This window comes from Marinobacterium iners DSM 11526, from assembly GCF_900107855.1.
GTDB lineage: Bacteria > Pseudomonadota > Gammaproteobacteria > Pseudomonadales > Balneatricaceae > Marinobacterium > Marinobacterium iners.
In genome coordinates this window covers 109,589-120,481 of record NZ_FNRJ01000013.1, presented here as the reverse complement: position 1 = coordinate 120,481, position 10,893 = coordinate 109,589, and the positions used below count along the sequence as shown (strand labels likewise).

At 54.3% G+C, this 10,893-nt stretch carries 11 protein-coding genes; 4 read left to right on the top strand and 7 right to left on the bottom strand.

Going from position 1 to position 10,893, the window contains the following annotated elements; genetic code table 11:
* Positions 1-1,100: electron transfer flavoprotein-ubiquinone oxidoreductase (locus tag BLV48_RS13680; protein WP_091827359.1), on the top strand; the 1,100-nt coding region annotated here is incomplete at its 5' end.
* A 134-nt stretch (positions 1,101-1,234) separates the two neighbouring features.
* Positions 1,235-2,197, top strand: coding sequence for an AraC family transcriptional regulator (locus BLV48_RS13675; RefSeq protein ID WP_091827351.1), 963 nt, complete (start codon positions 1,235-1,237; stop codon positions 2,195-2,197).
* Between the two features lie 94 nt (positions 2,198-2,291).
* Here BLV48_RS13675 and BLV48_RS13670 read toward each other — a convergent pair whose 3' ends face one another.
* From BLV48_RS13670 to BLV48_RS13640, 7 genes are all read right to left on the bottom strand, one after another.
* A complete protein-coding gene (locus BLV48_RS13670; RefSeq protein WP_091827350.1) occupies positions 2,292-3,377 on the bottom strand; it encodes a porin in 1,086 nt (361 codons plus the stop codon).
* Positions 3,378-3,537: 160 nt separating this feature from the next.
* On the bottom strand, positions 3,538-4,377 hold the full coding sequence (locus tag BLV48_RS13665) for a class III extradiol dioxygenase family protein (RefSeq protein ID WP_091827349.1): 840 nt from the start codon (positions 4,375-4,377) through the stop codon (positions 3,538-3,540).
* A complete protein-coding gene (locus BLV48_RS13660; protein WP_091827348.1) occupies positions 4,370-4,732 on the bottom strand; it encodes a protocatechuate 4,5-dioxygenase subunit alpha in 363 nt (120 codons plus the stop codon). Before BLV48_RS13660 ends, BLV48_RS13665 begins: the two co-directional genes overlap by 8 nt.
* A gap of 14 nt (positions 4,733-4,746) precedes the next feature.
* Positions 4,747-5,619 carry an amidohydrolase family protein gene (locus tag BLV48_RS13655; RefSeq protein WP_206835805.1) on the bottom strand — a complete coding sequence of 291 codons (873 nt, stop codon included), beginning with the start codon at positions 5,617-5,619 and terminating at the stop codon, positions 4,747-4,749.
* 20 nt (positions 5,620-5,639) lie between these two features.
* Positions 5,640-6,704, bottom strand: coding sequence for a 4-oxalomesaconate tautomerase (locus BLV48_RS13650; protein WP_091827347.1), 1,065 nt, complete (start codon positions 6,702-6,704; stop codon positions 5,640-5,642).
* Positions 6,697-7,374 carry a 4-carboxy-4-hydroxy-2-oxoadipate aldolase/oxaloacetate decarboxylase gene (locus BLV48_RS13645; RefSeq protein WP_091827346.1) on the bottom strand — a complete coding sequence of 226 codons (678 nt, stop codon included), beginning with the start codon at positions 7,372-7,374 and terminating at the stop codon, positions 6,697-6,699. The genes BLV48_RS13650 and BLV48_RS13645 overlap by 8 nt, the downstream gene beginning before the upstream one ends.
* 15 nt (positions 7,375-7,389) lie before the next feature.
* Positions 7,390-8,403 carry an amidohydrolase family protein gene (locus BLV48_RS13640; RefSeq protein ID WP_091827345.1) on the bottom strand — a complete coding sequence of 338 codons (1,014 nt, stop codon included), beginning with the start codon at positions 8,401-8,403 and terminating at the stop codon, positions 7,390-7,392.
* A gap of 147 nt (positions 8,404-8,550) precedes the next feature.
* On the opposite strand from BLV48_RS13640, the gene BLV48_RS13635 reads away from it, so the two are divergent.
* Complete coding sequence (locus BLV48_RS13635; protein ID WP_091827344.1) at positions 8,551-9,771, top strand: LysR family transcriptional regulator; 1,221 nt, start codon at positions 8,551-8,553, stop codon at positions 9,769-9,771.
* A gap of 150 nt (positions 9,772-9,921) precedes the next feature.
* Complete coding sequence (locus BLV48_RS13630; RefSeq protein WP_091827343.1) at positions 9,922-10,875, top strand: Gfo/Idh/MocA family oxidoreductase; 954 nt, start codon at positions 9,922-9,924, stop codon at positions 10,873-10,875.
* Positions 10,876-10,893 lie beyond the last annotated feature (18 nt).

The following is a 10,893-nucleotide window of genomic DNA, read 5'->3' as shown; positions in this document are numbered from 1 at the left end:
TTTTCTCCGAGGGCTGTCGTGGCCACTTGGGCAAACAATTGATCGAGAAGTACGCGCTCGACAAGGATGCCGACCCTCAACACTACGGCATCGGTATCAAGGAGCTGTGGGATATTGACCCTGCCAAACACAAGCCCGGCCTGGTCGTACACGGCTCCGGCTGGCCGCTGAGCGACGGCGCCAGTGGCGGTTTTTTCCTCTACCATGCCGAAGACAACCAGGTCGTTGTGGGTCTGATTATCGACCTGAACTATTCCAACCCGTATCTAAGCCCGTTCGACGAGTTCCAGCGCATGAAACATCACCCCGAGATCAAGCAGTATCTCGAAGGTGGCAAGCGCGTGGCCTACGGCGCCCGAGCCATCACCAAGGGAGGCTTCAACACCCTGCCGAAGATGACCATGCCAGGTGCCCTGCTGATCGGCTGTGATGCCGGCACGCTGAACTTTTCCAAGATTAAAGGCATTCATACCGCCATGAAATCCGGCATGCTGGCGGCAGAGTCGATTGCAGCGGCACTGGTTAATGGCGATGCAGGCGGCAAGGACCTGACCGGCTTTACCGATGCTTACCAGGCCTCATGGCTGTATGACGAGCTGTATCGTGGACGCAACTTCGGCCCGGCGATGCACAAATTCGGCCCTTATCTGGGCGGTGCGTTCAACTATATCGACCAGAACTGGTTCGGCGGCAAAATCCCGGTGACCCTGCATGACCTGCATAAGGATCATGAGCAGCTTAAGCTGGCCAGTGAGAGTACGGAAATTCAGTACCCGAAACCGGATGGCGTCCTGTCGTTCGACAAGCTCTCATCCGTGTTTCTTTCCAATACCAACCATGAAGAGGATCAGCCCTGCCACCTGCAGCTGAAAGACCCGAGCATCCCCATCAACCAGAACCTGCCCAAATATGCCGAACCGGCTCAGCGATACTGCCCTGCCGGTGTGTATGAAGTGGTGGAAGGCGATAGTGGCCCGCAGTTCCAGATCAATGCGCAGAACTGTGTGCACTGCAAAACCTGTGACATCAAGGACCCTGCCCAGAACATCAACTGGGTCGTGCCTGAAGGTGCCGGCGGGCCGAACTATCCCAACATGTAACAAAAACTGAATGGAGTCGGTAAAAAACCGAATGGTCATGGATAAATAAATCCATATGTTATTGGGAAGCCGGATAAGATTTTTACTGATCTGGTTAAAGCAGAATCAATTATAAAAATAACTAGAGGTACTCGATGCCCTTTATACTATCTGCCTGTAATTATTCAATTGCAGGCATTTCGGCTTGCGATCTTTCCAACTTCATGAAACCCCGCCTGGGCGAACACCGTCTTATTCAAACCGGACCGAGTGGTAAAACCTCTTATATAAAATACAAAGAACTCGGACCGCTCGATATATCGGAACATGGTTATGGCAGTACTGCTAAATTGCACATCCCTCCAATACAGGAAAGCTATCATCTTCAGTTTATTCTCAGTGGTAGCAGCGAATGGAACATTGCCGGTCAACACTTCCGCCTGCAGCAGGGTGACTCGATTGTGATCCCTCCCGGTGACGAGTACGGTATGCTCTACTCACCCGACTGTCGCAAACTGATTATCAAAGTACCGCGTAGCTTCCTGCATCAAAGCGCCCGTGAATTCGGCTATCTGGTGCCCTCTAGCCAGATTGAGTTCGGGCGCAGGCCTTTGCCCTTTGATGATTCTGCGACGCTGCACAATCTACTCAACGACATTCTGGCCTTCCAGGAGTGTACCGGTGCCGAGCGGGCATCATTTTACTACTGCAAACTGTTGACTCATGCGATCCTGAAAACCTATGACAGCAACCTGTGTTTACCGCACAGTCAAACCCGACTGCACGATCGACAACTGGAACAGATCCATCATTACCTGTTGGACAACATCACCGGGGAGCTGGCCATCGAAGACCTTGCCCGGCATTGTCGCATCAGCCGCAAATCAGTTTATAACCTGTTTGAGCGCGAACTGAAGATGACCCCTGTGGCCTATATCCGGCGCCTCAGGCTTGAGTCCGTGTACCACGAACTCGCCCACAAACCGGGAATCCGCAACATCACCGAGGTCGCACTCAAGTACGGTTTTACCAATTTAGGCCGTTTTGCTGCCCAGTACCGCGAGCATATCGGCGAGCTGCCGTCCGAAACCCTGCGTCGCCAAAGTCGCTGTGCCTGAGCCTTTGCCATCATCGTTGTCTGCCAGAGTGAGTTCATGCCGATAAAGGAAAACCCGGGGAAGGGGACCCGGGTTGCCTTTGAGCGTTGCTGTCTCAGAACTTGTACATCGCCATCAGCTCAAGCTGCTGACCGGCTGGACGCAGAGAGCTGCCCGCTGATGACGGCGGGCGGTTGGCCGCATTCTGGTCGCGCCACTCAATACCGAACTCCAGTCCGGGAAGGTAGGTATATATCAGGTTGACGTTGGTCATCTTGAAGGTGTCATCAGCAACGTTAGCTGCCACTTCATCAGCTGTTACCTGACCGTAACGGATGTTACCGCGCAGCTTGTCGCTGAAGCGATGACTCACACCGGCAGAGAAACCGGTTGTTTTGACCAGATCCCCATTCGCATTGATCTCGCCTTCGCTAAACGGCTGATTTGCCGGACTAGACGTACCAGCATAACCCCAGCCGGAATAGATGTTATTGCCCTCACCGGTATATGCGCTCAAGGCCAAAGCCGAGTTGCCGAATTTGAACTTACCGGCCACGGAGATCGCTGCACCAAACTCGGAATCGTTGTTCAGCGTTTCCACTTCACGACCGGTAAGTGCCACATTGAAGGCATGGCCATTGTCGGTACGGTAGGTATAGGCCGCGACCATATCCGGAATATTTGCATCGCTGTAAATGGGGTCCTGCAACGTTAAACGGAATCCACCATGTGTATAATGCACTACGAGGTCTGGACGAATGACTGCCCCACTCCCGGCAATTGTCCCAGCCCCCAGGCCAAAGAAGTTGATCGTTTCAACATCAAATGGAGCATTTGCGAAGAATTGCCCATTCCAGGTCTGACCAACAGTCAACCCATCCACCTGAAGATAGGCATGTCTCAAACGCCAGGCATAAGTACTGTCCGCAGATGTATTATTATCCCAGAAATCACCTTCGACAAAAGCTCGTAGCTTATGACCATCAACCTGTCGGTCAGCCGCAAAATTTATACGTGTCTGACGTGCACTTCCCTCAAAAGAGGTATCGCCATCATCAGGGTCTGTAAAAACACCCTCTGCTTTAATATAACCACCAACGCTAAATTTGGTTCCGTTTATCTCACCTAGCTCCAGTGCTGAAGCCTGAGAGATCATACCCGCCACCATAATTGCCAGCGCAATTTTTTTTCTTATCATCATAATTTGGCCTCATTTTATCTAGTAACAGCAAGATAAATATGCCAAACATCCATAGAAACCTATATACATATAGTGTAACAGTCATACAAATATCACTCTTAATATAAAAATCTCCAAAAAAAAACCCGAATGAATTCGGGTTTTTTGTCAGAGTTAAATATTATTTATTCAACAACAACTGCAGACCTGCCCCTGTATTGGAAATCGGCGCCACATAATTGCGGTGCACTTCCTTCACGTTACCCAGCAAACAGCCGCGCATGGCCAGCCACATGTTCAGCTCGACGCCCTGAGCACCGGCAATCTCGACCAGATCATCGTTGCTGTACTTGGTCAGAGCTTCTGGATCGTTGACCAACTTGTCCATGCATTCCAGATCGAAATCGGAGTTGATAATACCGGCACGTTCACCATCCAGCTGATGTGACAGACCACCGGTACCGAATACCACCACCTTCTGATTACCGGCGAAGGACTCAACCGCACGGCCGATAGCTTGACCCAGCGCGAAGCAACGGGAGGGTTTCGGCATAGGATAACGTTCGCAGTTGATGCACACCGGAATCACTTTCAGATGCTTGTAGTTGTGGCCCGGATACATGATCGACAGTGGCACGGTCAGTCCGTGGTCGACTTTAATATCCTGACAGATGGTTGGATCAAAGTCGTTCTCGATCAATTCGTTGGCGATGTGCCAGGACAGCTCGGTCTCACCGGTTACCGGCGGGATGGTGGCGATACCCCAACCTTCATCGGCATTTTCATACTTAGGCGCACAGCCCAGTGCGAAAGTCGGTTTCTTGTCGAGGAACATTTCCAGTCCGTGGTCGTTGTAGAACACGATAGCAATGTCCGGCTGCTGTTCGTTCAGCCACTCACGTACTGGCGGGTAACCGGCAAAAAAATCCTTCCAGTAAGGCGTGTCTTCCAACCCCTTGTCCATGGCGATACCGATCGCCGGAATATGGGATGTGGTGATGCCGCCAATAACCTTAGCCATTGTTTTTCCCCCTACCCTGACTGTCCAGGTATGCCTGAAACTCTTCTTTGGTACGCCCGGTCTGCATGCCACCAATATCCTGCATATTCAGACCCAGAAGACCGGCGAACTTGGCCAGATAATAAACACTGCCACCCAGACGCAGCAGTTCGTTAAGGTCACGCTTGAGAATCGCCTCTTTCTGGGCTTCGGTCAGGCCGAACTTGTCACAGTACCCCGCTTCATCGGCCTTGAAAGCCTCACGGGCATCAGCGTTGTTGAAGGAGTAGCACATTTTGTTCAGCGGATAGCCCTTGGTGGACATGGGGCCGTCGAAAAAGATCGTACCCGGTATCTCGCGGTGCGTTGAGCTCATGATCAGTTCTCCTGTCAGGACCAGTAAAGTCGCATCGGGTTGTCGACCAGCAGCTTCTGCTGCAGTTCGGCGGTGGTTGCGATCTGCGGGATAACGTCCACCAGTTTGCCGTCATCAGGGGTATGAGACTTCATATTGGGGTGCGGCCAGTCGGTGCCCCACAGGCAACGATCCGGGAATTTTTCGACCAGCGCCTTCATGAACGGCACCACATCGCTGTAATCCGGTGGAGTCTGGGTCAGGCGTTCGGGGCAGGTGGTCTTCACCCAAACCTTTTCATTGCCGCCCATGAAATCGATGAAACGCTGGAAATCAGGGTGATCGACGCCCTTGGTCACATCCGGACGCCCCATATGGTCGACTACGATGGTGGTGTCGAGCTGATTCAGGAAGGGGATTAGATCTTCCAGATCCGGTGCTTCGAAGTAGACCACAATATGCCAGCCCAATGGCTTAATCTTCTCGGCAATCGACAGGAATACTTCTTTCGGCGTGGTGTCGACCAGACGCTTGACGAAGTTGAAGCGCACGGCACGCACACCGGCCTTATCCATCGCTTTAAGCTCTTCCACGGTGATCGCAGGATCTACGACGGCCACACCGCGCGCCAGCTCACCGGCGCTTTCCAGTGCATCGACCAGCGCAGCGTTGTCGGTACCGTGGCAGGATGCCTGCACGATGACGTTGCGCTCAAAGCCCAGGTAGTCACGCAGCTCGAACAGCTTTTCCTTGGGTGCATCACAAGGGGTGTACTTGCGCTTGGGGTGGTAAGGGAACGTGTCCGCCGGCCCAAATACGTGGCAGTGCGCATCAACGGCTCCGGCAGGCGCCTTGAACTCAGGCTTGCTCGGGTTGGCGTGGAAAGGAAGGTAGTCAGGATCCATCATCTCATTACACCTGCTTGGAATCAGTTATTGTGGGTGAAGACTTCACCGTCAAAAAGCTTGCGGGCCGTTCTCAGAATCGCGGCGGAGGCCACTTGACCTCTGGCATCCATGTCCAGGATCACGCTCATCTCACCGATCGGGTGTTCGACCGACAGCATCTTGCGTGCACCTTCCGGCACTTCGGCAATCGCTGCGGCGGGTGAACCGGGCAGTACCGCCGCAGTCGCTACGCTGACCGCACCCAGTACACCGATGGAGGCGTGACAGCGATGCGGAATGAACGTACGCGTTGACAGGGCCCCACCGTTGGTGGCATAGCTGACCATGCTCATCTTCGGCACCGATTTTGCGCTGACATCACCGAGATTCATCAGCGGACCAGCTTTGAGACGGATGGCTTCCAGCTTTTCACGCAGCACAGTGTTGGCTTCCAGCTCTTCACGGGATTCCGTGCCGCTGATGCCCATGTCTTCGGCGCGCATCACCACCACGGGCATGCCATTGTCGATAAGAGTGACTTCGACACCCTCAATCACATCGACCGCATTGCCGGTGGGCAACAAGGCACCGCAACTGGAGCCGGCGGTATCTTCAAATGTGATCGGCACAGCCGCGGAACTGCCGGGCACGCCATCAATGCAGGCATCGCCCACATAGCTGACCTGGCCCTCAGGGGTACTGACACGGGCGCGGGCGATCTGGCCGGTGTTTTCCATGAAGATACGCACCTCGGTCTCGCCGTTCTGCGCCGCCACCAGGTCACGCTCGATGGCAAAGGGGCCGACACCGGCAAGGATGTTGCCGCAGTTCTGTGCATCGGTGACGATCGCCTGATCAACGAATACCTGTAGGAACAGATAATCCACATCGGCATCGTCCCGGTCGGACGTTTTGACCACGGCGACCTTGGAGGTCAGCGGATCGCCACCGCCCATGCCGTCGATCTGACGCGGGTCGGGCGAACCCATGACCCGCAACAGAAAGGCGTCGCGTTCGGCAGTGTCGACCGGCAGATCAGACGCGAGGAAGTAACCGCCCTTGGAAGTCCCGCCTCGCATCCACATGCAGCGGACGCCATCAGACATACTTCAGTCCCTTCTCTTTCAAACGCGGGCGCATGTCATAGATGTCCAGGCCCAGTTCGCCGTTGGCCATGCGTACGCGCTTGGACTCCTCCAGCGCCATGCGCTTGCGCGACAGTTCCAGCACTTCGGCGGCCTTTTCGCGTCGAACGACAACCACACCATCGTCGTCGGCGACAATCACATCACCCGGGTAGATCAGCTGATCGGCACAGGCAAGCGGAATGTTTACTGAGCCCAGAGTTTCCTTGATCGTACCCTCGGCGAAGACGGCTTTCGACCACACCGGGAAGTTCATCTGGCGCAGGTCGCGCGTATCGCGTACACCGCCATCAATGATCAGGCCCACCACACCGCGTGACTGGGCCGATGTCGCCAGCAAGTCACCGAAGAAACCATGAACAGAGGGAGAGGTCGGCGCGAACACCATCATGTCGCCCTTCTGACACTGTTCGATCGCCACATGCATCATCCAGTTGTCACCGGCAGCGCCGGAGATGGTCACGGCAGAACCGGCCACAGCCACGTCCTGCTGGATCGGACGCATATAGTGCGCCAGCAGACCGACACGGCCCTGGGCCTCGTGAATGGTGGCCACACCACATTCAGCCAGACCATCAATAACCGCCTGATCGGCGCGTTCAATATGTTGAACGACTACATTTTCTCTCATGACAAAAAACTCCTGTCAGGCCGGAATTTTCAGACGGCTGAATACACGACGGCTGTTGTGCTCGAAGATGTCCTGCTTCTGCTCGACGGTCAGCGCCTTGTTACCATCGATGTAACGCTTGGTGTCATCGAAGAAATGACCGGTTTCCGGGTCGACACCCCGCACGGCGCCGATCATTTCAGAGGCGAACAGGATGTTCTTGGTCGGCACGATGTCCAGCAGCAGGTCGATACCGCGCTGATGATAGACACAGGTGTCGAAGTAGATGTTATTCAGTACGCGCTTTTCCAGTTCAAAGCCCTGATCCAGCGCCAGACCGCGGAAACGCCCCCAATGGTAGGGAACGGCACCGCCGCCGTGCGGAATGATGATTTTAAGATCCGGGAAGTCCTTGAACACATCGGACATCATCAACTGCTGGAAACCAGTGGTGTCGGCGCCCAGATAGTGGGAACCGGTGGTGTGGAAACAATCGTTGCAGGCGGCACTGACGTGCACCATCGCCGGGATATCGTATTCGACCATTTTTTCGTAGATCGGGTAGAAGGAGCGGTCCGCCAAGGAAGAGCCACTCCAGTGCCCTCCGCTGGGGTCCGGATTCAGGTTGATGCCGATGAAGCCCATTTGCTCAACGGTACGGATAATTTCCGGAACGGACTTGGCCGGATCAACGCCCGGAGACTGCGGCAGCTGTGCAACAGGGGCAAAGTTTTTCGGGAACAGATCGCAGACGCGGCGGATCAGGTCGTTCTGGTGCTCGGTCCAGAACTGGCTGGTGTGTTCATTGCCGATGTGATGACCCATCCAGCTGGCACGCGGAGAGAAGATGGTCAGGTCGGTACCACGCTCCTGCTGCAGACGCAGCTGGTTCGTCTCAATGGTTTCACGGATCTCGTCATCACTGATGATGATCTGGCCTTTTTCACCGATGAAGTTGGGGTCCTTGGCAACGGCTTCTTTCTGCTTTTCGCGGTACTCACCCACCTGCGGAGGCGTGGTGGTGTAGTGACCATGGCAATCGATAATCATCTCGGGCACCTTATAAATCGCTTCTAACGCTCAATTTAAGTGCATCTAGTATTCGCCTGTGTAACAGGACTGGCTATTTCAATTTGACCACAATACTATTGATTTTTGAGAACGCCCTATCAGGACACACCCTTCCCAGGAGGGACCATGCAGTTCACCATGCCCAACTTGAGACACCTGCGGGTATTCATGGAAGTAGCCAGATGCCGAAGTATCAGCAAAGCGGCACCACTGGTTTTCCTGTCTCAGCCCGCAATCACCCAAGCGATAGGAAAACTGGAAACACAGCTTGAAACCGACCTGTTTGAGCGCCATTCCAACGGCATGTTTCCCACTCCGTCCGGCGAAGCCTTGTATAACCGTGTCAACCGCTGCATGGGGTATCTCGAGCATGGTATCCGAGCCGCTCAAAAAAGTACCCAATCCCAGAATGGTGGCCCATCAAGCCTGCTGACACTGCTGACGACGACACAGCTGAGAGCCTTGATCGCCATCACCGAAAGCCACAGTTTCAGCGTTGCCAGCCGCAACCTGGACCTGTCGCAATCATCTTTGCATCGCGCCGGGCGCGAGCTGGAACATCTACTGGGTATCACATTATTCGAAAAGGCCAGAACCGGCATTACTCCCACGCGCGCCGCCGAACTGCTGGCTCGCGCCGCCAAGCTCGGATTTGCCGAAATCAAACAGGGCCATTACGAAATCAGCGCCCTGCAGTTCCGTGAAGTCGGCAGGATCACCATGGGCAGCATGCCCTTGGCCCGTACCTCTATCCTGCCGGATGTCATCAACCGCTTCAGCATGGCTCACCCGGATATCGGCATTAACGTGGTGGATGCACCCTATGACGACCTGCTGTTTCACCTGCGCAATGGTGATCTGGACCTGCTGATCGGTGCACTGCGCTTTCCGCCCCCTGCCGATGACATTATTCAGGAAGAGTTATTGGCCCCACCGCTTGCCATCATCGGCCGCAAAGATCATCCACTTCGGCAACACCGTACGCTTACACTGGAGGATATTGGTCAATACGGTTGGGTTGTGCCTCGAATCGGAACACCCACACGTGCATTTTTCGACACCCTGTTCAGTGATCGAGGCGCCAAACAACCTACACGACTTGTTGAAACCAGTTCACAAATACTTATTCGAGAGCTACTTAGTGGCAGCGACCGACTGACCCTGATTTCGACCCACCAGGTAGAGCATGAATTGCGCCAGGGCATACTCGGGGTTATACCCTATTCTCTAAGCCATACAAGACGGCCCATAGGGCTTACACTGCGCCGTGACTGGCAACCCACACCGACGCAAAGCCGTTTTATCAAAATGCTGAAAGAAGCGGCCTCACGTTATTCCGACATTTAAAAAACTCATCGCTTTGCAAAAATTGAATAGCACAAGAGGTTATTCAATTACTCAACTGCGTGGGCCGGTGGTAGATTTTGGTACAAATGCAACGCACCGGCGCAGCATTCCCTTATTTGATTTTTGGCTTCAGTATCAGGAGATACATGCATGAGACTGTGTGTAGCGGGCGCAAGCGGCGCCTTTGGCATGAAACATATGGACGCAATTGCTGCTATCGATGGCGCAACTGTTACTTCGGTTGTAGGCACCAAGGTCGATGTGATCCGCCAGTTCGCTGAAGAACGCAACGTTCCCCACTACACCACTGACCTGGCCGAAGCTCTGGCGCGTGATGACGTTGACGGCGTCATTCTGGCCACTCCGACTCAGTTGCATGCGTCTCAGGCGATCCAGTGCCTTGAGGCCGGCAAGCACGTCATGGTGGAAATCCCCATGGCTGACAATATTGAAGATGCCCGCAAGTTGGTTGAAGTGCAGAAGAAGACCGGTCTGGTTGCCATGGCAGGCCACACCCGTCGCTTCAACCCGAGCCACCAGTGGATCCACAACAAGATCCAGGCCGGTGAACTGAAAATTCAGCAAATGGATGTGCAAACCTACTTCTTCCGTCGCACCAACACTAATGCCAAGGGTCAGGCCCGTTCCTGGACCGACCACTTGCTGTGGCACCACGCCTGCCACACAGTTGACCTGTTCCAATACCAGACCGGTGAAAAAACCACCAAGGTGCAGGCGATGGAAGGTCCACACCACCCGGACCTGGGCATCGCCATGGACATGAGCATCGGTATGAAGGCCGAAAACGGCGCGCTCTGTACTCTGTCTTTGTCATTCAACAACGACGGTCCTTTCGGCACCTTCTTCCGCTATATCTGTGACAACGGCACCTACATTGCTCGTTACGACGACCTGTACGACGGCAACGAAAACAAGATCGACCTGACCGGCGTGGCTGTCTCCAACAACGGTATCGAGTTGCAGGATCGGGAGTTCATCGCCGCCATTCGGGAAGGACGTGAGCCGAATTCCAGCGTGGCTCAATGTCTGCCTGCGATGGAAACCTTGCATCAACTGGAACAGTGCCTGCAGGCCGAGAGCTAATCATCCTGATATCGATAG

Coding starts and splice junctions, on each gene's coding strand:
- BLV48_RS13670 (WP_091827350.1), bottom strand. CDS start 3,377: ATGATGATAAGAAAAAAAATTGCGCTGGCAATTATGGTGGCGGGTATG.
- BLV48_RS13640 (WP_091827345.1), bottom strand. CDS start 8,403: ATGATTATCGATTGCCATGGTCACTACACCACCACGCCTCCGCAGGTG.
- BLV48_RS13655 (WP_206835805.1), bottom strand. CDS start 5,619: ATGATGGATCCTGACTACCTTCCTTTCCACGCCAACCCGAGCAAGCCT.
- BLV48_RS13635 (WP_091827344.1), top strand. CDS start 8,551: ATGCAGTTCACCATGCCCAACTTGAGACACCTGCGGGTATTCATGGAA.
- BLV48_RS13660 (WP_091827348.1), bottom strand. CDS start 4,732: ATGAGCTCAACGCACCGCGAGATACCGGGTACGATCTTTTTCGACGGC.
- BLV48_RS13645 (WP_091827346.1), bottom strand. CDS start 7,374: ATGAGAGAAAATGTAGTCGTTCAACATATTGAACGCGCCGATCAGGCG.
- BLV48_RS13665 (WP_091827349.1), bottom strand. CDS start 4,377: ATGGCTAAGGTTATTGGCGGCATCACCACATCCCATATTCCGGCGATC.
- BLV48_RS13675 (WP_091827351.1), top strand. CDS start 1,235: ATGCCCTTTATACTATCTGCCTGTAATTATTCAATTGCAGGCATTTCG.
- BLV48_RS13650 (WP_091827347.1), bottom strand. CDS start 6,704: ATGTCTGATGGCGTCCGCTGCATGTGGATGCGAGGCGGGACTTCCAAG.
- BLV48_RS13630 (WP_091827343.1), top strand. CDS start 9,922: ATGAGACTGTGTGTAGCGGGCGCAAGCGGCGCCTTTGGCATGAAACAT.